Source organism: Amycolatopsis suaedae (assembly GCF_004214935.1).
Taxonomy (GTDB): Bacteria; Actinomycetota; Actinomycetes; order Mycobacteriales; family Pseudonocardiaceae; genus Amycolatopsis; species Amycolatopsis suaedae.
Genome location: NZ_SFCC01000011.1, coordinates 50,606 through 73,625, shown reverse-complemented (window position 1 = coordinate 73,625; position 23,020 = coordinate 50,606). Strand labels below are relative to the sequence as shown.

23 protein-coding genes, 1 tRNA gene and 2 pseudogenes are annotated in these 23,020 nt (G+C 68.5%); 5 read left to right on the top strand and 21 right to left on the bottom strand.

Annotated features, from left to right (window positions below; genetic code table 11):
• Window positions 1-104: 104 nt before the first annotated feature.
• The 8 genes from EWH70_RS21985 to dacB form a co-directional block, all read right to left on the bottom strand.
• Window positions 105-899, bottom strand: a complete 795-nt coding sequence (locus tag EWH70_RS21985; protein WP_130477596.1) for an ESX secretion-associated protein EspG — start codon at window positions 897-899, stop codon at window positions 105-107.
• Window positions 900-944: 45 nt separating this feature from the next.
• Complete coding sequence (locus EWH70_RS21980) at window positions 945-1,727, bottom strand: ESX secretion-associated protein EspG (RefSeq protein ID WP_130477371.1); 783 nt, start codon at window positions 1,725-1,727, stop codon at window positions 945-947.
• Window positions 1,727-3,031, bottom strand: a complete 1,305-nt coding sequence (locus tag EWH70_RS21975; RefSeq protein ID WP_130477370.1) for a WXG100 family type VII secretion target — start codon at window positions 3,029-3,031, stop codon at window positions 1,727-1,729. Before EWH70_RS21975 ends, EWH70_RS21980 begins: the two co-directional genes overlap by 1 nt.
• Window positions 3,032-3,047: 16 nt before the next feature.
• Window positions 3,048-3,416: a hypothetical protein gene (locus tag EWH70_RS21970; RefSeq protein WP_130477369.1), complete on the bottom strand. Its 369-nt coding sequence runs from the start codon at window positions 3,414-3,416 to the stop codon at window positions 3,048-3,050.
• 184 nt (window positions 3,417-3,600) lie between these two features.
• Window positions 3,601-4,149, bottom strand: coding sequence for a hypoxanthine phosphoribosyltransferase (gene hpt / locus EWH70_RS21965; protein WP_130477368.1), 549 nt, complete (start codon window positions 4,147-4,149; stop codon window positions 3,601-3,603).
• A gap of 2 nt (window positions 4,150-4,151) precedes the next feature.
• Entirely contained in the window at window positions 4,152-5,141 is a 990-nt protein-coding gene (gene tilS / locus EWH70_RS21960) for a tRNA lysidine(34) synthetase TilS (protein ID WP_130477367.1), read from the bottom strand.
• Complete coding sequence (locus EWH70_RS21955; RefSeq protein WP_130477366.1) at window positions 5,138-6,178, bottom strand: zinc-dependent metalloprotease; 1,041 nt, start codon at window positions 6,176-6,178, stop codon at window positions 5,138-5,140. Before EWH70_RS21955 ends, tilS begins: the two co-directional genes overlap by 4 nt.
• Before the next feature lie 10 nt (window positions 6,179-6,188).
• The gene (gene dacB / locus EWH70_RS21950; protein ID WP_130477365.1) at window positions 6,189-7,787 is read right to left on the bottom strand and encodes a D-alanyl-D-alanine carboxypeptidase/D-alanyl-D-alanine endopeptidase; all 1,599 of its coding nucleotides are present in this window, start codon (window positions 7,785-7,787) and stop codon (window positions 6,189-6,191) included.
• A gap of 134 nt (window positions 7,788-7,921) precedes the next feature.
• Here dacB and EWH70_RS21945 point away from each other — a divergent pair, with 134 nt between their 5' ends.
• The gene (locus EWH70_RS21945; RefSeq protein WP_130477595.1) at window positions 7,922-8,440 is read left to right on the top strand and encodes an inorganic diphosphatase; all 519 of its coding nucleotides are present in this window, start codon (window positions 7,922-7,924) and stop codon (window positions 8,438-8,440) included.
• A 50-nt stretch (window positions 8,441-8,490) separates the two neighbouring features.
• On the opposite strand, the gene EWH70_RS21940 is transcribed toward EWH70_RS21945, so the two are convergent.
• From EWH70_RS21940 to EWH70_RS21920, 5 genes are all read right to left on the bottom strand, one after another.
• Window positions 8,491-9,759 carry a serine hydroxymethyltransferase gene (locus tag EWH70_RS21940; RefSeq protein ID WP_130477364.1) on the bottom strand — a complete coding sequence of 423 codons (1,269 nt, stop codon included), beginning with the start codon at window positions 9,757-9,759 and terminating at the stop codon, window positions 8,491-8,493.
• Between the two features lie 11 nt (window positions 9,760-9,770).
• Window positions 9,771-10,157 (bottom strand): CGNR zinc finger domain-containing protein, encoded by a 387-nt coding sequence (locus tag EWH70_RS21935; RefSeq protein WP_130477363.1) that lies wholly within the window; start codon window positions 10,155-10,157, stop codon window positions 9,771-9,773.
• A complete protein-coding gene (locus EWH70_RS21930) occupies window positions 10,157-10,585 on the bottom strand; it encodes an uL11 family ribosomal protein (protein WP_130477362.1) in 429 nt (142 codons plus the stop codon). The genes EWH70_RS21935 and EWH70_RS21930 overlap by 1 nt, the downstream gene beginning before the upstream one ends.
• Window positions 10,586-10,650: 65 nt before the next feature.
• Window positions 10,651-11,178, bottom strand: coding sequence for a gamma carbonic anhydrase family protein (locus tag EWH70_RS21925; RefSeq protein WP_130477361.1), 528 nt, complete (start codon window positions 11,176-11,178; stop codon window positions 10,651-10,653).
• A gap of 73 nt (window positions 11,179-11,251) precedes the next feature.
• A complete protein-coding gene (locus tag EWH70_RS21920; protein ID WP_130477360.1) occupies window positions 11,252-12,508 on the bottom strand; it encodes a M14 family metallopeptidase in 1,257 nt (418 codons plus the stop codon).
• 150 nt (window positions 12,509-12,658) lie between these two features.
• Here EWH70_RS21920 and EWH70_RS21915 point away from each other — a divergent pair, with 150 nt between their 5' ends.
• From EWH70_RS21915 to EWH70_RS21905, 3 genes are read left to right on the top strand one after another with little or no spacing between them, the layout of a single operon-like run.
• Window positions 12,659-13,165: a CGNR zinc finger domain-containing protein gene (locus EWH70_RS21915; protein ID WP_130477359.1), complete on the top strand. Its 507-nt coding sequence runs from the start codon at window positions 12,659-12,661 to the stop codon at window positions 13,163-13,165.
• On the top strand, window positions 13,162-13,698 hold the full coding sequence (locus EWH70_RS21910) for a GNAT family N-acetyltransferase (RefSeq protein WP_130477358.1): 537 nt from the start codon (window positions 13,162-13,164) through the stop codon (window positions 13,696-13,698). The genes EWH70_RS21915 and EWH70_RS21910 overlap by 4 nt, the downstream gene beginning before the upstream one ends.
• Window positions 13,699-13,718: 20 nt before the next feature.
• Window positions 13,719-14,429: a class I SAM-dependent methyltransferase gene (locus EWH70_RS21905; protein ID WP_130477357.1), complete on the top strand. Its 711-nt coding sequence runs from the start codon at window positions 13,719-13,721 to the stop codon at window positions 14,427-14,429.
• Window positions 14,430-15,312: 883 nt separating this feature from the next.
• On the opposite strand, the pseudogene EWH70_RS21900 reads toward EWH70_RS21905, so the two are convergent.
• The 8 genes and pseudogenes from EWH70_RS21900 to EWH70_RS21875 all read right to left on the bottom strand — a co-directional run.
• Window positions 15,313-15,837: pseudogene (locus tag EWH70_RS21900) on the bottom strand (response regulator transcription factor); the annotation flags it as partial.
• A 34-nt stretch (window positions 15,838-15,871) separates the two neighbouring features.
• The gene (locus EWH70_RS36260) at window positions 15,872-16,270 is read right to left on the bottom strand and encodes an ATP-binding protein (RefSeq protein ID WP_240687140.1); all 399 of its coding nucleotides are present in this window, start codon (window positions 16,268-16,270) and stop codon (window positions 15,872-15,874) included.
• Between the two features lie 46 nt (window positions 16,271-16,316).
• A pseudogene (locus EWH70_RS36715) lies at window positions 16,317-16,571 on the bottom strand (histidine kinase); the annotation flags it as partial.
• A 101-nt stretch (window positions 16,572-16,672) separates the two neighbouring features.
• Window positions 16,673-16,834: a hypothetical protein gene (locus tag EWH70_RS35545; RefSeq protein WP_165436359.1), complete on the bottom strand. Its 162-nt coding sequence runs from the start codon at window positions 16,832-16,834 to the stop codon at window positions 16,673-16,675.
• A gap of 476 nt (window positions 16,835-17,310) precedes the next feature.
• Window positions 17,311-18,180 (bottom strand): DUF4435 domain-containing protein, encoded by an 870-nt coding sequence (locus EWH70_RS21890; protein ID WP_130477355.1) that lies wholly within the window; start codon window positions 18,178-18,180, stop codon window positions 17,311-17,313.
• On the bottom strand, window positions 18,177-19,547 hold the full coding sequence (locus tag EWH70_RS21885) for an AAA family ATPase (RefSeq protein WP_130477354.1): 1,371 nt from the start codon (window positions 19,545-19,547) through the stop codon (window positions 18,177-18,179). Before EWH70_RS21885 ends, EWH70_RS21890 begins: the two co-directional genes overlap by 4 nt.
• Window positions 19,548-19,730: 183 nt before the next feature.
• Entirely contained in the window at window positions 19,731-20,591 is an 861-nt protein-coding gene (locus tag EWH70_RS21880; RefSeq protein ID WP_205669206.1) for a tyrosine-type recombinase/integrase, read from the bottom strand.
• A 163-nt stretch (window positions 20,592-20,754) separates the two neighbouring features.
• Window positions 20,755-20,831 (bottom strand) — tRNA-Thr (locus EWH70_RS21875).
• Between the two features lie 122 nt (window positions 20,832-20,953).
• Between EWH70_RS21875 and EWH70_RS21870 the strand changes: the two genes are divergently transcribed.
• Window positions 20,954-22,618 carry a hypothetical protein gene (locus EWH70_RS21870; RefSeq protein WP_205669205.1) on the top strand — a complete coding sequence of 555 codons (1,665 nt, stop codon included), beginning with the start codon at window positions 20,954-20,956 and terminating at the stop codon, window positions 22,616-22,618.
• Window positions 22,619-23,020 lie beyond the last annotated feature (402 nt).

Sequence of the window (23,020 nt, the reverse complement as noted above, 5' to 3'; positions counted from 1 at the left end):
ACGACATACCAGGGTACCCGCCAGCATAATCCCGATGCCGGGCGAGCCTCCCGCAGGTCAACGACCGGCCCCGGCTCCTTGTTCCGCCACCCGGGTGGCGGAGATCACGCAGCGCTCAAGGAGGCGGCCAGTTCGCCCAGCCTGCTGCGCAGTGTCTTCGTGTCGGCCGGCGCGACGGTGACCCACTCGCTGCCGTCCCGGCCGGGCCGGGACAGGCTCAGATAACGGCCGGTCGCCGTGTCGAACCAGGCCAGGACCGGTGAACGCTGCTTACCGCCGACGGAGTTACGGCTGTTCACCGCGAGCTGACCACCGCGGATCCTCGGCTGGCCCGCCAGGACCGCGTAGGCCTCCCTCGGGTCCGCCGCGCGTTCGCTCAGCGCTGAACGGCCGCGACCCGCACGACGGCCCCTGCCGCCCTCGGGCTCGGCGGGCGCCGACGGGACGGCGTGCCGCTTCGGCTGCGTGCGCATGGCGTCCTGCAGCGGCAGGACGATCGAGGCCTCGGTGCCGCGGCTGCCCGGCGGCAGCAGGTCGACGACCGTGGACACCAGGCTCTCCGGGTACGTCGGCCGCACCCAGATGCCGTCGTTGTCCTGCACGGCCACCACCGCCGTCCGGCCGTCCGTCGCGGCGAGCACGGCCACCGGCGGCGCCTGGAAGTCGGGAATGTGCAGTGCGTCGACGGACAGCGTCGGCCTGCCGAGGACGGTCAGCCAGTCCTCGATGTGCGGTTCCAGCCTGCCGTACTCGTCCCGGACGCCGCGGGCCTTGAGCTCGGTGTTCGTCCGCTGCCGCAGGTGGACGCGTTCCTCCTCGGTGGCGCCGTGGGAACGCACCCGCAGCGGGTACGGCACCTCGCCGAGTCGCATGGCCTCCCAGAGGAAGTCGAAGGCCATCGGCGTGAAGAACTCCGCGGAAGCCACCTATCACTCCTCGTCGTACTAAATCCGTGCCGCACCCGCGGCGTTCGCGGCTCCCGACAGCATCTCACCGAGGCGGTGCCGCAGGGTCGCCGCGTCGGCGGGCGCGATGGTGATCCAGTCGCTGCCGTCGCGGCCCCTGGTGGCCTGCGTGAAGTAGCGGCCGGACTCGGTGTCGAACCAGCTCAGCACCGGCGGGCGGGACTTGCCGCCGGTCCGGCTGCGGGCGTTGGCGCCGATCTGCCCGCCACGCAGCCGCGGCTGGGCGTGCAGCCGGGACAGTGCCTTGCGGTCCTCGTCCGCGGTCCGTCCGTCGCGGCGCTGCAGGAAGTCGACACCGGAGCCGGACAGCAACTGCTCCAGCGGAACGGTGATCGACTTCTCCGCGCCACGCGGCGCGGCGGGCAACAGGCCGATGATCGCGCTGGCCAGGCCGTCGTTCGGGACGGGCTGCAGGTGCAGCCCCCTGCCGTCCTGGACGGCCAGCAGGCCCTGGCTGCCGAGGCTGGCCGCGACCGCGAGCAGCGGATCGAGGCCTGGGTTCGGGATGTGCACGGCGTCCAGGCTCATCTCGGGTGCCGCGAGCACGCCCAGCCAGTCCTCGACGTCCGGCACGGGACGCCCCCGGTGGTCCACGACGCCCCGCTGGGCCAGGCCGTTGAAGGTCTGGCCCCGCAGGGCGGCGCGCTCGTCCATGGTGGCGCCGTGTGAGCGGACCTTCAGCGGGTAGGGCAGTTCACCCGCCCCGAAGGCTTCCCACAGAAAATCCAGCTCCAGCGGAGAAAGCAGCTCCGCTCGGGTCACTAGCGGTCCTCGTCTTCGGACCACGCGCCGATGACCGGCGGAGGCGTGGCCTCGTTGGCACCGAAGGCGTCGTCCGGGTCGGGCTCGATGAGGAAGGAGGCGTGCGTGTGCTCCTCTTCCTCCTGCTGCTGGGCACCGGCGGCACCGCCCATACCCATGCCGCCCATGCCGGGCGTCATCGGAGCGCCGCCACCGATCGTGCCGCCGGGCGACACCATGCCGGGCGCCTGCTGCGGAACAGCACCGGCGGCGGGCTGAGCCGCGGCCGGAGCGGCGGCGTCCGTGGACGACTGGCGGGTGGCACCGGAGCGGTTGCCCTGGCCGAGCGCCTTGCCACCGGCCAGGCCGACGGCACCGCCCAGCCCGGCGGCACCGAGCGCCGCGGCGCTGTTGGAACCCATCGAGGGCGCCGGGGCCTGCGGGGCCGGGGCACCGGCACCGCTCGCCGCGCCCGCGGCGGGACCGGCGCCGGTGTAACCGGCCTGCGTGGTGTTGTCCGAGATGCCGGCGGTGGCGGCGTTGACCGAGCTGATCGAGCCGCCGACGCCGCTGACGCCGACCGCACCGGGACCGCCGGCGCCCGCACCGACGTTGCCGATGCCGTAGCTGCCCTGGCCCGAACCGCTGTAGCTCTTCAGGCCCAGCGAGGCGGGGCCGAAGCTCGGCGTGCTGCTGTCGACCTCGGACATGGCCTGCGTGTAGGCGTTGAACATCGCCACCTGCTGCGCCTTGACGGCGTTGGCGGCGTCGTGCTGCGCCTTCATGTCGGCGACCATGGCCGCCGGACCGCCCGCCAGCATGGCCGCGGTCTGCGCCGCCGGGTCGAACGTCTTCGGCGCGGGCATCTTCTTGACCTCTTCAGCGGCAGCGGCCTGCTGCTGAAGGCGGGTGCTCATCGCCTGCGCGGCCTCGGACGCCTGCGAGCTGGAGTTGGCGATGGCGACCAGGGTGCCCTGCGCGGCACCGGCGCCCTTGCCGACCCAGGCGGCGCCCAGCTCGGAAATGGCGTTGTACAGGTCGTTGGCCGCCTGGTTCAGGTCGCGGCTGTGGTTGCCCCAGGCCTGGCTGGTCGCAGCGGCGGTCGTGGGGTCGTTGTTCACGGTCGCGCCGTGGTAGAGCTGCTCGCTCTCCTGGGCGTCCCAGTTGGGCAGCGTGGTGATCGCGCGGTCGGAGCCGACGTCGAAGCCGTCGGAACGCCCCCTGGCGCTCTCCACGATGCTGGCCGACTCGGAGTTGTCCCCCAGCGGGACACTCGACGTGCCCTGGCCGCCCTGGCCGTAGCCGTCGTCTTCTCTCGGTGCCATGGTTGCTCTGTCCCCCTCAGGCGTTCCGGTTCAGCGAGTCGGCGGTGTCCTGCTCGAAGTTCTGGTAGTGGGCCATCGCCTGGATGATCCCCTGCTCCGCCTGGTCGTACTGGGTGTACAGGTTCTGCAGCGCGGCAGCGTAGGAGTCGCCTCCGCCGTCGGCACGCTGGGACACCTTGGCCGCCATGGCGTTGCCGACCGGGTTCGCGCCCAGCTTCGGCGGCTCGGCGAGAGCACCCGCGTTGCGCAGCAGCGTCTCGACGGCGTCCTTACCGGTGCGGATCTTCTTCAGCACGGTCTGCGCGGCGTCCGGGTCGAGACCCACCTGGCCGGTGGCTGCCGCATTACGGAACGCGGCGGCGTCCGCCAAGCTGTTGTTCCCCATTTCGACTGTCTCCTGTCCCCATCCAGGTTCGTCACGCCCAGTTCGGTGGCGTGCGACCCATCCTCTTCGCATAGGTTAACGCACCCGACTGCCACCTATGACGCGTTCCCGACGAGAAGGGTTCCGCATTTCTGGTGGTCATGGCAACGCCGCCCGGCGAAGTTGCCGGTATCGATGCTGCCGGTTACGTCGTGTAGACCTTCGGGTCCAGAGTGCCGATGTAGGGCAGGTCGCGGTAACGCTCCGCATAGTCCAGGCCGTAGCCCACGACGAACTCGTTGGGGATGTCGAAGCCCACGTACTTGACCGGGACGTCGACCTTGACCGCCTCCGGCTTGCGCAGCAGCGAGCACACCTCCAGCGACGCCGGGTTGCGGCTGGCCAGGTTCTTCAGCAGCCAGGACAGCGTCAGCCCGGAGTCGACGATGTCCTCGACGATCAGCACCTCGCGGCCGGCGATGTCGCGGTCGAGGTCCTTCAGGATGCGCACCACCCCGGACGACGAGGTCGCCGACCCGTAGGAGGAGACGGCCATGAACTCCAGCTGCGTCGGCACCGGCAGCGCGCGGGCGAAGTCGGTCATGAACATGACGGCACCCTTGAGGACGCCGACGAGCAGCAGGTCCGTGCCCTCCCGCGGGTAGTCGGCCGCCACCTGTGCGGCAAGCTCGGCGATCTTGTCGTTGATCTGCTGCTCGGTTACGAGCACGGAGGCGATGTCGCCCTCGTACACGGTCACTCCCCTTTACTCGGTCCAGGCGGGCCGACGGCAAGCCTGCCATGTGCCCGTTTGGCCTCCAACCGACCGGGTAGCCAGACCGGCCCCTGGCCCCGCCAAGCGGAGATCAACGCGTCGACCGCCCGCAGGTGGGCGTCGGTGAGGTCGCGTGCGCCGAGGTCCAGCAGCCATCGCCGCAGTGCCCGCCTGCGCAGCGCGGCCGGGGCGCCCAGCAGCGGCTCGATGTCCAGCGTGGGGCCGTTGCGGGCGGGCAGCAGCAGCTCGTCGGCGAGCTGGTCCAGTGCCTCGCTGTCCTCCCGCAGCTGCGCGGCCGTACGGGCCAGCGCCGCCGCGACCCCGCCGGACAGCACGTCCTCCAGCAGCGGCAGCACCTCCGACCGCAGCCGGACCCTGGTGAACCGGGGGTCCTCGTTGTGCGGGTCCGCCCACGGGCGCACGCCCAGCGCCTCGCAGGCCTCGCGGGTGATCGACCGCGGCACGTCCAGCAGCGGTCGTACCCACGGCGGGTCCAGCGGGCGCATCCCGGACACCGACCTCGGCCCGGAGCCGCGGCCCAGCCCCAGCAGGACCGTCTCGGCCTGGTCGTCGCGGGTGTGCCCGAGCAGCACCGGCGCCTGGCCCGCGGCTTCGCGCAACGCCGCGTAGCGGGCCCGGCGCGCGGCCGCCTCCGGCCCGCCGGGGCCGTCGACGGTCACCGGCAGCACCGTGGCGTCGTCCACCCCGAGTTTCCGGGCGGCCGCGGCGGCGGCCGCGGCGACCTCGGCCGAGGTGTCCTGCAGCCGGTGGTCGACGACGAGTGCGCGCACCCGCACGCCCAGCCGGTGCCCGACGTGGGCGGCTGCCTCGGCCAGCGCGAGCGAATCGGCGCCGCCGGACACAGCGACGCAGAGCTGCCCGCCGCTGAGCAGGGCCGTCCGCCCCGGCGCCCCGAAGAACTCCCGGACCGCATGGCGGACCAGGGCGACGGCCGGAGCGGGACCGCTCACCGGTGCACGCGGCGTAGCCACGCCTGCGGGTCGGCGATCTCGTTCCTGGTCGGCAGCGTGTTGGGCGAGGTCCACACGGCGTTGAAGCCGTCCATGCCGACCTGGTCGACGACCGCCCTGGTGAACGCGGCGCCCTCGGCGTACTGGCGGAGCTTGGCGTCGATGCCGAGCAGGCTGCGCAGCACCCGGTCGATCATCCCGCCTGCCTTGCGGCGTTCGGTGAACCTGCTGCGGATCGTCGTCACGGACGGGACGACGGCAGGCCCGACGGCGTCCATCACGTAGTCGGCGTGCCCCTCCAGCAGGGTGGAGAGCGCGAGCAGGCGGTCGAACACGGCCCGCTGCGCGGGCGACTGGATCAGCTCGGCGAGCCCGAGCGTCCCGCGCCGGGCCTGCTTGATCGTCTCCGGCAGCCTGCCCAGCAGCTCGGAAAGACCGTCGGCCTCGGCCATCCCGCCGATCAGCCTGCCGACCTCGTCGGCGAAGTAGTCGCGCAGCCAGCCGACGGCGGTGAACTGCAGCCGGTGGGTGCATTCGTGCAGGCAGACCCACATGCGGAAGTCGGTGCCCGGCACGTTCATGGCCTGCTGTGCGGCGGCGACGTTCGGCGCCACCAGCAGCAGCCGTCCGCCGTCTCCGCCGAACGGGTCGTACTGCCCGAGCACCCGGCCGCCCAGCACGGCGAGGACCAGGCCGGTCTGGACGCCGGCGCCGGTGGCCAGCAGCGGCTGGAACGGCCCGCCGGTCTCGCGCGGCAGGGCCTGGCCGGTCAGCGCCTCCAGGCCCTCGGCGGCGGCGCGGACCCAGCCCGGGCGGTCGACGACCTCGCCGGGCAGCAGCGGCAATCCCGTGCCGAGGCCGGTCAGCTCGCGGACGTGCCGCTCGGCGTCGACGGTCAGCTCACGCAGCTCGGTGACCGTCTCCTCGGCTTCCTGCCGCGGCACCGACGGCCCGTTGCGCACCAGAAACGCCCCGGTCGAGGCCGCCAGCGACCAGTCGATGAGCCCCTTGCGGTTCTCGGCTAGCTCGGCGTTCATACCCCTGACGCTACCTGCAACCACAGCCCCTGAGCTTGGCCGCGACGGCGTCGAGTGCGCCCTGGCCCGCCTTCAGTTCCGAACCTGCCGACATCAGCGCGAACACCAGCACGTGGCCGTCCTTGTCCAGCACGACACCGGCCAGCGTGTTGACGCCGGACAGCGTGCCGGTCTTGGCCCGCACCCAGCCCTTGCCGTCGGCGGAGGCGCCGCTGGTGTACCGGTCGGCCAGTGTGCCGCTGCCCGCCGCGACCGGCAGGCCGCCGAGCAGTGGGCGGAGCTTGGCCGTGCGCGGGTCCTTGCCGTCGGGTGCCGCCGCGACCGACAGCACCTGCGCCAGCGTCCTGGCCGGCACCTTGTTCAAAGTGGACAGTCCGCTGCCGTCGGACAGTTCCACGTCACCGACGTCGAACTGGTTCTGCCGCAACACTTCCAGCGTCGCCTTCGCGCCGCCGGCGAACGACGGTTCGGCACCGGCCTTGATCGCCACCAGCCTGCCGACAACATCGGCGATCAGGTTGTCGGACTGTGTCAGCAGGATGTCGACCAGCTCGGTCAGCGGTGCCGACTTCACCTCGCCGAGCACCTTCGCCCCCTCCGGCGCCTTGCCCTGACCGGCGGCTCTGGCGCCGAGGGCGTCGGCGAGCTTGCCGAGCATCGTGGCGGCGGGGTTGGCCAGGCGCTGGGACTTGAACTCGGCCGGGTTGCCGCGGCCGCCGTCGAGCATCACCGGCTCGACGGGCGCCATGTACGTCGACGGCGCGTCCTCGGGCGCCCAGCCGGGTGCGGTCTTGGCGCCGGTGAACAGGCTGGTGTCCAGCTGTACCCGCTCGACGTCGACGCCTGCCGCCTTGACCTGCGCGACCAGCTCGGACAGGTGCGCGGCGCCCGGGTAGAGCGACTCCTTGCCGTCGGGCAGCGAGGTCAGCGTGACGTCACCGCCCGCGACCAGCACGACCGTGCCGGGCTCGCTGCCCTGGACGACCTTCGTGGACAGCTGGCTGGTGTGGTCGAGCGCCAGCAGCGCGGCGGCCGCGGTGAGGACCTTGGTGGTGGACGCCGGGGTCAGCGGCTTGCCGCCGTCGCGCTCCCAGAGCACCTTCCCGGTGGCCGGGTCGATGACCGCGCCGGTGAGGGTGCCCAGCGCGCTGCTGCCGGCGACCCCGGCCAGTGCCGAGCGCACGCCGTCGGCGGTGGGGCTGGGCGCGGACGGCCCCGGCGGCGCGAGCACCCGGCTGACCGGCACCGGTCCGGGCGGGTCGCCCTTGGGCGCGTTGGGGGCCCAGGGCAGGCCGAGGCGGTTGGACACCGCGGGCAGCGTCGCCGCGTACGCCGTGCCGCCGAGCAGCAGGACGACCAGCACGAGCGCCCCGATCAGCAGTCCGCGCCTGCGCTTGCGGGGTGGCTGCGGGGGTGGCGGCTGCTCGCCACCGGGTGTGACGGCCGTCGCCGGGTGCTGCTCGCCGGACGGCTCGATGCGCATCGGCTGGGCGTGCACCACGGCGGGCAGCACGGGCAGCTGCTGCGGCTGCTGGATGGGCATCTCGTAGGTGCGATCGGTGCCATCGTGGTCGTCAGCAGGCCACTGCGGGTCGTTCGGCGGCGCCATGCACCCCTCCTTGGACTGCGATCACGGGCTGCGACGGGGCACATCTCACACCTGGACCCGTCCATTGCGCCTCCCCCCGGGCGCGTGGTCCACACTAGTGATGTCAAGTCAAAGAACAGGTGAGCGAGGACGGCGTGGAGTTCGACGTCACGATCGAGATCCCCAAAGGGGAGCGCAACAAGTACGAGGTCGACCACAAGACGGGGCGGATCAAGCTGGATCGCACCCTGTTCACGGCGACGCAGTACCCGGCTGACTACGGCTTCATCGACGACACGCTGGGCCAGGACGGCGACCCGCTGGACGTCCTCGTGCTGGTGCAGGAGCCGACCTTCCCCGGCTGCCTGATCCGCTGCCGCGCGATCGGCATGTTCCGGATGACCGACGAGAAGGGCCCGGACGACAAGGTCCTCGCCGTCCCGTCGAACGACCCGCGCCTGGAGCACCTGCGCGACATCCACCACCTCAACGAGTTCCACAAGCTGGAGATCCAGCACTTCTTCGAGGTGTACAAGGACCTGGAGCCCGCCAAGAGCGTCGAGGGCTCGACGTGGGCAGGCCGTACCGAGGCGGAGAACGAGATCGAGCGCTCGTTCGAGCGGGAGAAGGACCGCCTGGCCAAGCTCGAGGCCGAGGGCGGCGAGGCGCACTAACCTTCAGCCGCGTGAAGGCCACCTTCGGCGAAGGTGGCCTTCACGTGCTGTCAGGGCCGGTAGCCGGGGATGGGGTAGGCCTGGAGCAGGTCCCGCACCTCGCCCGCGATGACGTCCAGCGCCGCCTCGTCCTCGCCGCGCACGGCGGTGACCGTCCGGTCGATCCACTCGGCGATCCGCGGCTGGTGTTCCGGCGTCAGGCCGCGGGTGGTGATCGCGCCCGTGCCGAGGCGGATGCCGGACGGGTCAAACGGCTTGCGCGGGTCGAACGGCACCGTGTTGTAGTTCAGCTCGATCCCGGCGCGGTCCAGTGCCTGCGCGGCAGGCTTGCCCGGGACGTTCTTGCTGGTCAGGTCGACCAGCAGCAGGTGGTTGTCGGTGCCGCCGGACACCAGGTCGAAGCCACGCTCGATCAGTGCCTCGGCCAGCGCCTTGGCGTTGGCCACGACAGCCGCTGCGTAGTCGCGGAACTCCGGCTTCGCCGCCTCGCCGAGCGCGACGGCGATGGCCGCGGTGGTGTGGTTGTGCGGGCCGCCCTGCAGCCCGGGGAACACCGCCTTGTCGACGGCCTTCGCGTGCTCGGCGTCGGACAGGATCATCGCGCCCCGCGGGCCCCGCAGCGTCTTGTGCGTGGTCGTGGTGATCACCTGCGCGTGCCCGACCGGCGACGGGTGGGCCCCGCCGGCGACCAGCCCGGCGATGTGCGCGATGTCGGCGACCAGCACGGCGTCGACCTCGCGGGCGATCTCGGCGAACGCCGGGAAGTCGATCGTGCGCGGGATCGCCGTGCCGCCCGCGAAGATCAGCTTCGGCCGGTGCTGGCGGGCCAGGTCACGGACCTGGTCGAGGTCGACGCGGCCGGTCTCCTTGCGCACGCCGTACCGCACCGGGGTGAACCACTTGCCGGTCGCCGAGACGCCCCAGCCGTGGGTCAGGTGGCCGCCGTCGGGCAGTGCCATGCCGAGGACGGTGTCTCCGGGCTGGGCGAACGCGAGGTAGGCGGCCAGGTTGGCCGGCGAGCCGGAGTACGGCTGGACGTTGGCGTGGTCGGCGCCGAACAGCGACTTGGCGCGCTCGATGGCCAGCGTCTCGACCTGGTCGATGAGCTGCTGGCCCTCGTAGTACCGCCTGCCCGCGTAGCCCTCGGAGTACTTGTTGGTCAGGACGGTGCCGGTGGCCTCCAGCACGGCGGCCGAGACGTAGTTCTCCGACGCGATGAGCCGGATCTTGTCGTGCTGACGGCGGGCCTCGTCCTCGATCAGCCCGGCGATCTCCGGGTCTGCGGCGGTCAGGGTCGGAATCGCGGGCTGGTGCGTCATGGCCCCACAGCCTAGCGATGCCGGGCACACCATCGACGCGTACAGGCGTTGGTCCGGTCACAGAACACCTGCCCGCAGGTCTCGCAGTGCTTGACCCGCTGCCAGCCGCCGACCGCGACCAGCTCGGCCAGCGCACACGCCGCGACGACCAGGTCACCGACCTCGGGCCGGTTGCCGACGTGCTCGACCCGCCAGCCCGTCGGTGTGGCGACCAGCCGGGGCCGGGCCCCGGCCGCCGCGAGGATCACGTTGAGCCGGGCCGTCGCCGCGGCACCGTCGGGCAGCGGGACGGCCACCCAGGTCAGCCCCGGGTGGCCGTCCGCGAGCAGGCGCTCGGCCGTCGCCAGCGCGGGGTCGAGCGCGCGGAACGGCGGGCTGACCGCGTACTTGCGCGCCATCAGCCCTCGACCCGCACCCCCATCGAGCGCGCGGTCCCGGCGATCGTGCGCATGGCCGCCTCGACGTCGCCGGTGTTGAGGTCGGGCAGCTTGCGCTCGGCGATCGCGCGCAGCTGCTCCTCGGTGATCGTGCCCGCGCTCTCGTGCCCCGGCCTGCCGGAGCCCTTGCCGCCCAGTGCCTTGCGGATCAGGAACGCCGTCGGCGGCGTCTTCAGCCGCAGGTCGAACGACCGGTCCTCGAACACCGACACGACCACGGGCACGATGTCGCCGCGTTGCGCGGCGGTGGCGGCGTCGTAGGCCTTCTTGACCTCGACCAGGTTCACCCCGGTCTGCCCCAGCATCTTGCCGAGGTCGACCACCGGCGCCTCGCCGGCGGGCAGCTCCAGCGTCACCTGGAACGTGAGTTTCTTGACCTTGGGTGGCATGGCGTCCCCCTTGCTCGATCTCCTTGGAACGAGCAGGGACGCTATGGTCTCCAGTTACTGGAAGGTCAATCCTCGATCGGCTCAATGCCCGCGGCGTGCCGCCGGGCCAGCTCCTGGTAGACGGCCGCGTTGTGCTCGACCCAGAGCCGGGCGGTGTCCGACAGCGGGACGAACTTCTTCGCCGGGCTGCCCATCGCGACGACCTCCGGCGGCACCTCGGTCTTGGGCGTTACCGTCGACCCGGCGGCCACCAGCGACCGGGTGCCGATCACCGCCTCGTCGAGGATGGTCGAGCCGTTGCCGATCAGGGCCTGCTCCTCGACCGTGCAGTCGTGCACCAGGCACATGTGGCCGACGGTGACGTTGCGGCCGACCTCGCACACCCGGCCGGCGTTGACGTGCAGGACGGCGTTGTCCTGGATGTTCGCGCCCTCGCGCACGATGATGCGGCCGAAGTCGGCCCGCAGCACGGCGCCGTACCAGACGGACGCGCCCGCCTCGACGGTCACGTCGCCGATCAGCGTCGCGGTGGGGGCGATCCAGGCGTCCGGGTGCACCTGCGGACGGGCACCCTCGAAGGAGAACATCGGCATGGGGTCACCCTAGACGCCGTGAAGGGGGCCCTCACGGCGTCTCGTGCCGTGTGGGCCCCCTTTACGGATGGTGTCAGCCGGCGGCGCCGATCAGGATGTCGACGGCACGGTCGTTGCGCGCGGTCTGCGCCGGGATCGCCTCATCGGGCGGGTAGAAACCCGGGTTCGAGCCACGCGGGTACATCTCGAACGTGTAGCTCAGGATCTTGTGGTTGAACCACATCCAGTCGTTGACCGAACCGTCGGTGATGTAGAGGTCGCTCGACTGCTGCGGCGTGTAGTTGTTCGTCGCCGCCATCTGCCTGCCGACCTGCTGGAACCGCTGCGCCTCGGCGGCGGTCATCCCCGGTGCGGTGTCGTTGTAGGTGTATCCGTACGGCCACAGCACCAGCTCCGAGTAGGTGTGGAAGTCGATGTGCGTCTTGATCTGCTGCGCACCACCGACCCGGCGCGAATTCACGAAGTTCGACACGGCCCTGGTCTCCGGCGCGGAGAACGGCGACGGCCCGCGGTAGGTCTCGCTGCCGGTGTTGCCGCTGGAACCGCCGCAGCAGCCCCACTTGTACTCCCAGTTGCGGTTCAGATCGGTGCCCGGACCCTGCCGGTTCTTGCGCCACATCCGGTACCGGCCACTGGCGATGTCGTACTCGGAGCCGTCCGGGTTCACCGACGGGATGACCCAGATCTCCTTGCTGTTGACCATGTTCGTGATGTTGGTGTCACTGCCGTAGCCGTCGGTGAAGCGCTTGATGATCCGCAGGCACATCTCGGTGGTCAGGTGCTCACGCGCGTGCTGGTTGCAGGTGAACAGCACCTCGGGCTCGTTCTCGTCGGTCGCCGCGTTGTCGCTGATCTTCACCGCGTGCAGCGCCCGGCCCTCGTGGGAGTTGCCGATGCTGGACAGCCGTGCGATCGACGCGTGGTCCCGCGCGGTCTGCTGCACCTCGGAGGTCACCTCGGCGTAGGTGTGGTAGCCCTCGTCGCCGGGCGGGAAGTCCGCGGCGGCCGCCCTCGGCTCCGCCGGGGCGTTGCGGTCCTGCGCGTACCCGCCGAGGAAGCGGACCTCGAAGCCCTGCGCCCGCAGTGCCCCGACCTGGCCGGCGGTGGCCATGATCGTGGTCGTCTCCCTGGCCGTGACCACGTCGACGCCCGACGAGGCGACCTTGGTGCGTAGCTGCGGGGTACCGGTACCAAGCACCTCGTAGAGATCGACCACCGTCGACTGCTGCGCCGCGCTGGGCGCGGCGGTCGCCGTGCTGCCCGCCGCGACGGCGGTCGACACCAGCGCCACGGCGGCGATCGCGGCCGCGAGCAGGCGTTTCCTGCGCATCTTGTTCTCCTCGGCTTCGGGAGTTCTCGACAGTCCTCCCACCCTGTCGGTGAAAGCCGACCGGGATCAATCCGTAACGCTACGCATCAAATGCCGCTGAATTACCCGTAGAACTGACTGACGGATAGTTGGACATGTTACCGTCAGCATGTGACGGAGTTCCCGATCCTCGGCACTGAGCCGTTCGCCGTCGAGCTGGCCAACACGCTGTACCGGGACGGCACCGAGGTAATCGACTTCCTCGGCGGCGACTGGTTTGCCGAGATCGGTCACCCCGCGCCCGCAGGCGACGCGCGGGACCTGCGGGACCGCGTGCACCGGCTGTTCGACGCCGCCGCGACCGGACGGGAGCCTGATCAGGCCGACGTCGACGAGCTGAACCGGCTGGCCGCCACCGCGCCGACGGTCGTCCGGCTGGACTGGCGAGCCGGGCGGCGGACCGCGCGCCGTCTTTCGCAGGCAGAAGACGCCTCGCTCGGCCGGATCGCCGCCGAGGCCGTCGAGCTGCTCGGCGGCAGCGAGCTGCGGCGCTGCGAGGGGCCCGGGTGCGCGATGTTGTTCGTCCGCGGGCACGCCCGCAGGCGGTTCTGTTACCCCGGCTGCGGCCAGCGCGGACGGCAGGCGAGGTACTACCGGAGGAAGAGGGGGATTCGATGATCACCTGGCGCAACCTGGAGGAAGCCGACTTCGGCCTGCTCGGCGAGTGGCTGGAGAACGAGCACGTGAAGCGGTGGTGGAACCACGAGACCACCCCGGAGGCGGTGGCCCGCGACTTCAGCCCGACGATCCGCGGCGAGGAGCCGAACGAGGACCTGCTCGTGTCCTGCGACGGAGTGCCGGTCGGGCTCGTCCAGCGCTGCCGCCTCAACGACTACGCGGAGGACCTGGCCGAGTTCGCCGCCGCCGTCCCGGTCTCGGACGGCGCGATGATCATCGACTACCTCATCGGCGACCCGGACCGGGTGGGCCAGGGCCTCGGTCCCCGGATCATCCGCGAGGTCGTCGCCAGCACCTGGACCGATCACCCCGGCTGCGGCGAGGTGCTCGTCGCCGTGTCGGCCGCGAACCGCCCGTCCTGGCGCGCGCTGGAGAAGGCGGGCGGCACCCGCATCGCCGAGGCGGAGATGACCCCGGACAACCCGATCGACGACCGAAGGCATTTCGTATATCGGTTCGCCCGGCCTGCCTGATTCAGGCATTCTTCGGCGCCATGAGCGACGCCTTCTTCGCACTGCACGACGGTCTGCCCCGGCAGGCACCCGGTTCCGACGCCACCACGCGCAGGCTGCTGGAACTGGCAGGCCCGTTGCCCGAACGGCCGCGTGTCCTCGACCTCGGCTGCGGCCCCGGCCGGTCGGCGTTGCTGCTGGCCGAGGCCGGGTGCGAGGTCACGGCCGTCGACCTGCACCAGCCGTTCCTCGACGAGCTGATCGAGCGCGCGCGACGCCGGGGGCTCGCCGTGACCGCGGTGAAGGCTTCCATGGCCGACCTGCCCTACGCCGACGGCAGCTTCGACCTGCTCTGGGCGGAGTCGTCGGTGTACATCCTCGGCTTCGACAACGCGCTGCGGCAGTGGCGCAGGCTGCTCGCTCCCGGCGGAACGCTGGTCGTCACCGAATGCGAGTGGACGACGCCCGAGCCCGCTCCCGAGGCCCGCGCCTTCTGGGACCAGCACTACCCGCTGCGTACCCCGGAAGCCAACGCGGCCGCCGCGCGGAAGGCGGGTTACGAGGTGGCCGCCGTCCTGCCGATGCCGGACTCCGACTGGTTCGACGAGTACTACGGCCCGCTCGAGCAGCGTCTGGAGACCGCCGACCCCGCCCTGGCCGAGGCCGTCGCGGCCAGCAGGGTGGAGATCGACATGCGGCGCAGGCACGGCGACGACTACCGCTACGCGGGCTACGTCCTGCGCCCTGTCTGACTAACAGGCCGAGCGTGGGCGTGCGGAAGTAGAGCATCGGATTGCGCCCGCCCTGGTGGATCGGGAGCTCGAGGCCGAGTTCCGAGCTGACGGCCCGGAGTCGCCAGTAGACGTCGGGAGCCGCAGCGGGCGCCGCCGTGAAGTACCGGATCCGCTGGGCGGCGAGCCAGCGCAGCACCTCCCTGCCCTCGGCGAGCGGGAGCAGTCGCGTGCGGTGGAACGCGTCGCGGACGCTGACCGGGGTACCGAGTGGCAGGAGGAAGTGGAGATACCAGCGCGCGAACGTCGCGCTGTGTGCCACGTCGACGAACAGGTAGCCGGTGTCGTCGATCCAGGACAGGTCCAGTCCGCGGACATCGCCCTGGCGGCACTCCCAGCGGTCCTGCCCCAGCGTGGCGGGCACGTGGGCGATGGCGTTGTCGATGAGGTCGATCGTGATCAGCTTGCCCGCGCGCGCCGTTGTCCGGCAGCGCACGCAGGATCCACGTGGTCGACCAGCCGTGGAACGAGCCGATCTCGACGACCTGACTCGGCCGGATCTGCCGGACGAGCAGGTAGGTGAGTTCGGCTTCGATGTCGTCGAGTTTCGGCTTAATCTGAGGCGAGCGCTCGGCCAGCAGGGCCCCTTGCTCGGCCAGCACCGCACGGAGACCGTCCGCATAGGACGGAATACAGCTCGCTCAGGGTTGCGACATCGAGGTCGGCGTAAGGCATGCCGCCACGCTATGGACGCCGGCCACAGCCGGCGTCGGTCCGGAGAGCCGGCTCGCCCTAGTTCCGTGGAACTAACCGTCGCTCCCGGAACGACAAGCCCGGTCTCGTAGGCAAGCACGACGTCCTGCGCACGATCACGCAGACCGAGCTTGGTGAACGTCCTGCTGATGTGCGACTTCACGGTGTACACGCTGATGTGGAGCGTCTGCGCTATCTCCTGATTGGACAGTCCACGTGCGACGAGCCGGACGACCTCGATCTCCCGCTCCGTCAGCTCGTCGAGCACTGTGCGGCTACGGGTGCCTGCCGCCAGTAGCCGGGAGAGCAGCTCCGCGACGACTCGGCGGGTGACCGAGGGAGTGAGTAGACTGTCCCCGGCTGCCACGACCCGCACCGCATCGACGAGCTGATTCGCCATGCTGTTCTTGAGGAGAAACCCGCTGGCGCTGGCGCGCAGCGCGTCGACGATGTACTCGTCGAGGTCGAAGGTCGTCATGACCACCACCCGGGTGGCGGGCGTGTCACGCAGGATCTCGCGTGTCGCGCTGAGGCCGTCCCGGTGCGGCATCCGGATGTCCATCAGGATGACGTCCGGCTTCAGGCTCCGGACGAGATCCTCGGCCTGCCGCCCGTCACCTGCCCGATCACCTCGATGTTGGGCCGAGCGGCGAGCAACGCGGCGAAGCCCTCGCATACCGTCGCGTGGTCGTCGACGACGAGGGTCCTGATCATGACTGGCTCCGGCTGTCGGTGAGTTCCGCTGTGACGGTCCAGGTGCCGCCCACCACCTCGGCCACGCACCGACCGCCCACCGCGGCGGCGCGTTCCCGCAGACTGATGATCCCGTGCCCGGCTCCTGCCGCGCTGGTGGCACCTTCGACCGGGGATGCTGACCCGCACCTCCACCGTGTCGTGCGCTGGATAACGCTGACGTCCACGGCCTGCCCCGGCGCGTGCCGTTCGGCGTTACGCAGGGCCTCCTGCAGGATCCGGTACACCGCGACGCACGTCGTGCCCGCGGGCGGGCGGCCGTCGAGCTCGATCCGCGCTCGTCGCCGCGTGAGGAGGTCCTCGACGTCCTCCCAGCCTGGCTGTGGGACGACCGGCGCCGCGCCGTCCGCACGCAACGCGCTGACCAGCGTCCGCGTGTCCGCCAGTGCCGCTCACGCGTCGGAGGCGATTCCGGCGAGGACGGCGGTGGTCGTCGGGCAGGGCCGCCAGCCGGTACGGCGCAGTCTCTGCGGTGACGGCGATCGTGGACACGTGATGGGCGACGACGTCGTGCAACTCCCGCGCGATCCGAGCCCGCTCGTCCAACAGTACCTGGCGTGCCGCCGCGACCTCCAGTTGCGAGCGGGTGGCGCCGCGGGACCCGATCAGGATCGCCAGCAGAGCGGACCACGCCGCGTAGGTGGTGAACGGCTGCATGGCGAACCGGTCGTCAAGGCCAGCACCCCAACGGTGACGCCGCCCGTCGCCGCCCAGACAGCCCACGCCACCCAGCGCCCGCCGGCACAGCGCTACGGAGATCACCACCTCAGTAGCAGCAACTGCTGCGGCAGTGGCCACGGCGCGACGGTCCACGGCGTCAACAGCACGGCCAAGCCACAGCCGCCGAGCGCGACAGCGCAGGCGACCAGTGGGAACCGGACCAGCAGGGCCACCGTGGCGGTGAACACGGCGGCGAGCACGAGCCGTATGGACCAGCGCGCCGATCCGGCACTCCACCGGCCAGGCTGCGCCAGACCAGGACAACGCCCACCTACACAGGATCCAGACGAAGACCTCAAACGCGGCTCTCGCTAAACCGGCGAGGCTGCCTCTCCCAGGCCGTCCATCTCGCCGATCCTTCCACACGAATCAGGCCCCACCCGGCGAGTGCCGGATGGGGCCTGACCCGCGAGCCGCCTGCGGGAATCGAACCCGCGACCTATTTCATTACGAGTGTCTGTGAGTTCGCCACCATCGTCCCGGCATGGGACTTCGGGCTCACCGCCTGGCGACCGTGATCAACTCTAGTTCGGAACACAGATAGCTACGCGCCGGACTGATAAAGCGGCAACGACAAGTGCACGACTAGCAACCGCAAGACACTACCGCAGGGTGGCTACATGGCTCGTTTTTGGATCCTTGAGTACCGGGCACGAGTGTAAGTTCAGGCTGGACACTACGCAACACCGCACGACCACACTCGGGTTTTGTTTTCTATTGCCCACGCAACAACGTCGGAATACAGTCGAGTGGCAATAAGAACCGCACAACTAAGAGCTGTTCTTATTCCGACTCCAATCGACTTTTTACCGCAACCACTTCCACCCCAGCGACTATTGATAAGTGCAGCAAGTACTGCTCGCAGGTCATGTCCACAACAATAGTAGTACCTGTCGACCTCTTCGAAATCTGCCTCAACAAAAGCTACCAGCACGTCATTTTCCAAGGCAGTCGCTTCTTTGGACCTCCGCATCGCAAGGCTAACTAGGCGTACGGGATCTACCCCACAGTTTCCTGCCGCATAGTCAAGCACTTCGACAATTGGAAACTCGCGCATGTTTAGTTCCCAATTTCGCGAGACCGATAGGAATCGTAACAAGCCAACCTTGGAGGAAGCTGCAATCACTACCTCGCTTATTGAGGCATACGCGCTTAAGCTTAGATCGTCCTGTATGACTTCTTTAGATCCGTTAGCATGAGCGACCCGATCTAGAACTCCGTCAACTCTAGCCATTGTGGCGTCTAGGTCATAGTGCTCCGTATAAACAATATTGGGCGACGAACTCAGACCGCCGAGCTTGTCGTCCCAGTCCCTATCAACAACCGCAAGGACTCGAGCCATCTTGACCTCGTCCGCGACCCCAACTGCTCGCAAAACATTCGGCTTTCCGAAGCAGTTGATCGACGTGGCAGAATGCTCGTCAATATGAATATCGAGAGCCTGCTGATCATCTTGGCCTTCAAGCAAGACTATTGTTCGATTGTCGATCGTTCTAAACATTAAGATTGCTGCATATATGTCATCGCCAGTGATGAGTTCTTTCATTCGACCTCATCAGCTACTGCGGAACCCAGAGAAACCGTCCTGTCCCACCACTTGTGCACAATCTGCGGCGAATGCGTAGCAATCACAAACCGATGGCCAGCCAATCCCGCGATGCGCTCGATGTCAGCAAGGAATTTCTGCTGCCACGCGATATGCAATGAAATCTCTGGCTCATCGATCAAAACCAGGCTGTTCGATGGGACATTAAATAGCAGATCGTACACGAGGACCAATTCATGCTGTTCCCCTGACGAAAGCTGCTTAGCTGAGATCTCACGTCCGACAGACGTCCGAAAAACGAAGCCACGCTCCCTGTCGACAGCCATCTTTTTATTCAGGAAGCGAGAGTTTACGATTTCCACCAAGAGACGAACACGCGCTAGGAGGGTTTCGAAGGTCGCCAGCTTTTCGGCGGAGTCAGTGAGGTACACCCACAGAACCCTCTTCTCCCAATTTTCCAATCCACCCTCAGGCAACGGTATATCGTCCTGGTTATCCAGGATCGATATCGCCTCCAGCTCTTCCCTAAGCCTGCTCTGCTCTTCATACCTCTCACGTATGAGGTCATCGGTAACATTCGACGGCAGTGGGTTCTTTCTCAGAACTCGTCGAGGGAAAGTCCTATCAAGTTTCTGCGACGTTCGGCTATTTCTTGCAAGTGCAGAGGCAATAGCCGACGCTAAATCTTCTGCAAATTCAGAAACCGTGTCTTTTCGATGTCTACCTTCGCCATCAGGTATTTTATTGGATCGCCTAGAAGGCTGCAGCAAGCGCTGAGTTTCAATTAGATGGACACGTGTTTCCGACAGAAATGAATGGAGCCATTCAGGGATTACGTCAGAAGGTCTACCCTTGTAACTCTTGCGATAGAGAGACGGCATCGGCATCGGAAGTTCGGACGTTTCTACTAGCTCGCCTGTTTTCAAACGCCAGCGATCTCTTCCAACGTATATGATTCCGAAATCTCTTTCTAAAACCCGCCTAACCCGAGGGTCTCCATACTGGAGCGACTCATTGTCGAACGACCACTCCTGCACGCTACCCTCCGGGTCGCGAAGTCTAAAGACAAGAGCACGCTCTTCGAGAGTTTCACCCTCGTCCAAACCCGGCAAGATTTGCTGCCCGCCAGACCTTAAAACAAATAACCTATACCCATCCGCGAAGCTGAATTCAATAGAAGTAAATGGAACTTGCAGCACCCGAAAAAATTCGCCGGAAAAAGTGGCATTGATTAGTTCTAGAAGCTTGGTTTTACCAACACCATTTGGACCATGAAGTACGACAAAGCTGTGAGACGACGGGAATTCGACCACATGATTAAATTGCCCAATCAGATCGAAGACGGCCACCTTCTTAAGCACTTTCACGTATTACTCCCTCGATGCACATCTCGCCGACCTTACTAGATTCCAACTACGCCAAGTCAAGACCAGTCGCAAGGTAGCAGAATACGCGAAATGCTGCAGAAATTCACTGAACGTACAACCTCCCATCGATGCCCCAAACAACCATCTGCTCAAACCGGTTCTGGTCGGCCAAATTTCGAGCCCTTACGCTGCAGCAATCCACATTGAAAGGACTGAATACGGCGAACGGCCACCGTGCCACCGTCGAGCGTGATCCGGCGCTGCTGGTGCGTCTTGGTGGCCTTCTCCCACGTCCGACGACCCCGCTGAGCGATGCTCGACCGGATCGTGAGTACACCCGGTCTCGAAGTTGATCCGGTCCCATGCGAGCGCGCACAGCTCGCCGCGGCGAGTGCCGGTCGTCAGGGCGAGCCAGACGAGCGTGCCCCAGTCGAGGTCCCGCCACGCCGTGTTGGCGATCTTCGCCGCCTCGGCCGGGCTCGGCGGTTGCGGGTCGGGGCGGGGCACCGGCAGCGGCTCGGAGAGATCGAACGGGTTGACGCCGATCCAGCCCCACCGGACCGCCCGCCTTCCGGCGACGGACAGGATCGCCTGAACCTTCCGGATCGAGCTGACGGCGAGCGGCTTGCACTTGTGCTCACCACAGCGGTTGTCGCACTCGTGCGGCTTGTCCGTCCGGTGCTCTGCGAACTTGCGTCCGCGGCAGTGCACACGACAGGTGGCGAGCTGCTTGTAGAACGAATCGAGGGTCTCGCCGCTGAGCCGGCCGAGCGGCTGCTTGCCGAGTAGCGGGCGGATGTGGTTCCTGATCAGCGACTCGTAGCCGGTCTGGGTGGTCTCCTCGACCTTCAGCAGCTCCAGGTACCGGTCCAGCAGTTGGTCGACGGTCGCGCTCGTCCGGGAGCTGCGCCGCTCGTCGACCTGGTTGAGCAACTTCGTCCGAGCCTTCTCGGCCAGAGCGGCGGCCTTCGGGCCCTTCGGGATGACCTCGGTGAGGTAGTGCCGCTTCTTCGAGACCGGATCGATCCCGGCGTAGACCTTCACCCTGAGTGACCCGCTGGGGAGCTTCACGATCTCGCCGCGAGTCCGCTTCCGCGGCTCGTTTGCGCTGGTCATGAATCCAGTCTACGGCCGACCGGCTACACGAATGGCTACACAGAAAGCGACCAGGGGCCCTCCGAGATTCGGAGAGCCCCTGGTCAGAGGGTGGAGCCGCCTGCGGGAATCGAACCCGCGACCTATTCATTACGAGTGAATCGCTCTGGCCGACTGAGCTAAGGCGGCGAACCGGATCTAGTGTACCGGTAGCCTTCCCCGTCACTTCGAGGCCCCGCCGTCGTTAGGTGGCTTAGGACGCCGGTGTCCCGACACCGGCGCGGTTCCCGCAGCTCAGGAGGACTCCGCGTATGCGGTCACGCAGGCTGGCACTCCCCGTCGTCGCCGCCATGCTGCTGTTGTCGGCCGGGCCGGCGCTCGCGCAGCAGATCCCGACCACGCCGATCCCCGAGCCGAAGAACCCCGGGCAGGCACCCATCACCTCGCCACCGAACCCGCAGCCCCTGGGCCACGCGGTCGGCGAGGCCGGCACCGGTCTCGGCGTGCTTCGACTGCTGCCCAACGCGGTACCGACCAGCGCCATCCTGCCGGGCCTCGGCGACAAGCTGCCGAAGCAGGCCGCGTTCGAGGCCGGGATGGGCCTGGCCAGCGCGCAGGCCAACTCCGAGGCGTACCTGAGCTACGAACGGTCGATCGCGCAGTCGTCACCGTTCGGCATCTCGGTCGCGGGCAACTCGCCGCAGTCGCCCGGTTCCGTCGTGCAGACCGCCCTGCCGGACAACCCGCAGCCGACGACCGCCGGCTTCAACGCACCACCGAACCCGCTGCTCAACGTCGGCCTGCTCAACGGGCGGGCACACGCGCGGTGGAGCGAGACGCTCGGCCCGTGCGTCGGCACCATCGCCGACGCCAACACGGAAATGGCGAGCCTTTCGCTGCTCAACGTCATCCCTTCGCTCGGCTCGATCCCGCTCAAGGACCTCAACCTGGCCGCCGCCAAGCCCGGGGCGAAGCTGGAGAACGGCCTCGACCCGCAGGACCCGCTCGGCGCACTGGGCGGGCTGCTCGCCGGCGGCGGGCAGACCAGCGCGGACGGCAACGGCGCGCTGCTCAGCCTGCCCAACACACTGTCCGCACGGTCGGTCGTACGCCTGGTGGACATGCCGAACTCGAAGAACAAGGCCGTCGAGTCCACGTCGACCCTGCAGGTGGCGAGCGTCAACCTGCTGAAGAACACCCCGCTGGGCCTGACCATCGACGTCGTCAGCCAGCCGACGCTGAAGGTCACCTCGACCGGGTCGAAGGCCACGTCGAAGGTCGAGTACACCGCACCGGTGCTGCGGGTGAAGCGCGGCGACCAGGTGATGTTCACGCTGGACGCCGCCAACCCGACCAAGGACATCCCGATCGGCCTGCCGCTGGAAGGGCTGCTGCCGCAGCTGGGCGCCGCCGGTGACCAGCTGAAGAACGTGCCGGTGCTCGGCGGGCTCGCCGACCTGGTGAAGGGCGGTCTCAAGCCGGTCACCGAGCAGGCCAAGGGCTTCGTGCTGGACATCGGCGTGCTGCGGCTGAGCATCGCGCAGCTCGACGAGAAGCGGCTGGAGATGACGACGCCGTTCAAGGGGCACCAGCTCGGCGCGTCGGCGCGGCTGATGGACCTGCAGGTGCTGCCGACCAAGGCGCTCAAGGACGTGCTGCCCGGCGGTGCGGGCGCCTCGCTGCCCAGCTCGCTGGCCCAGTTGTCGCTGGGTGAGCAGGTGGCCAGGGCGTACGCGCCGGAGGGTGGCGTCCAGTGCGGGTCCAAGTCCGCCCCGCCCGCCGGTGGCAACCAGGGCAAGGGGATCCCGAAGAAGCTGGCGCAGACCAGCGCGGCCTACTCGGCGGTGCCGCTGTTCTGGACCGGAACGGCGATGCTGCTCGTCGGCGTGATCCTGGTGGCCGCGCTGCCGTCCAGCCGCCGCCTGGCCCGTGCCAAGGCCGAGCCGCCGAAGCCTTCGCCCCGGCCGCGGGCCTGACAGCTCGTGAAGGCCACCTTCATTACGTGAGACGTCAGGAGCCCGGCAAAGTCCGGTGGCGGCCAGGCGAGGTGTCTGGTCTCGAGCGTGGAACTCGTGTACCTGAACGTAGAACTCGCGTGCGTGAGCGCAGAACTCACCATGTGGACGCCGGTTCTCACGTGGTGCCGGTCGCCCACGTGAACGGGCCGTTCGCGCGAGTCCTCCGTTCCCGACCCGCGAGTCGACCGTTCCCGACCCGCGAGTTGCACGTTCCGCTCGCCTGGTCCCACTGTCCGGCACACCGGTCCCAGATAGCGAGACCAGCCCGTCATCGGCAGGCCGAACGGGCCGTTCGCGCGACCGCGCCGGGCCGGAGCACAAGTTTCGCGTTCCTGAACACGTCATTCGCGTTCCCGGACA

Coding starts and splice junctions, on each gene's coding strand:
- EWH70_RS21985 (WP_130477596.1), bottom strand. CDS start 899: ATGGCCTTCGACTTCCTCTGGGAGGCCATGCGACTCGGCGAGGTGCCG.
- EWH70_RS21975 (WP_130477370.1), bottom strand. CDS start 3,031: ATGGCACCGAGAGAAGACGACGGCTACGGCCAGGGCGGCCAGGGCACG.
- EWH70_RS21970 (WP_130477369.1), bottom strand. CDS start 3,416: ATGGGGAACAACAGCTTGGCGGACGCCGCCGCGTTCCGTAATGCGGCA.
- EWH70_RS21955 (WP_130477366.1), bottom strand. CDS start 6,178: ATGAACGCCGAGCTAGCCGAGAACCGCAAGGGGCTCATCGACTGGTCG.
- dacB (WP_130477365.1), bottom strand. CDS start 7,787: ATGGCGCCGCCGAACGACCCGCAGTGGCCTGCTGACGACCACGATGGC.
- EWH70_RS21940 (WP_130477364.1), bottom strand. CDS start 9,759: ATGACGCACCAGCCCGCGATTCCGACCCTGACCGCCGCAGACCCGGAG.
- EWH70_RS21935 (WP_130477363.1), bottom strand. CDS start 10,157: ATGGCGCGCAAGTACGCGGTCAGCCCGCCGTTCCGCGCGCTCGACCCC.
- EWH70_RS21930 (WP_130477362.1), bottom strand. CDS start 10,585: ATGCCACCCAAGGTCAAGAAACTCACGTTCCAGGTGACGCTGGAGCTG.
- EWH70_RS21925 (WP_130477361.1), bottom strand. CDS start 11,178: ATGCCGATGTTCTCCTTCGAGGGTGCCCGTCCGCAGGTGCACCCGGAC.
- EWH70_RS21920 (WP_130477360.1), bottom strand. CDS start 12,508: ATGCGCAGGAAACGCCTGCTCGCGGCCGCGATCGCCGCCGTGGCGCTG.
- EWH70_RS21910 (WP_130477358.1), top strand. CDS start 13,162: ATGATCACCTGGCGCAACCTGGAGGAAGCCGACTTCGGCCTGCTCGGC.
- EWH70_RS21905 (WP_130477357.1), top strand. CDS start 13,719: ATGAGCGACGCCTTCTTCGCACTGCACGACGGTCTGCCCCGGCAGGCA.
- EWH70_RS21890 (WP_130477355.1), bottom strand. CDS start 18,180: ATGAAAGAACTCATCACTGGCGATGACATATATGCAGCAATCTTAATG.
- EWH70_RS21870 (WP_205669205.1), top strand. CDS start 20,954: ATGCGGTCACGCAGGCTGGCACTCCCCGTCGTCGCCGCCATGCTGCTG.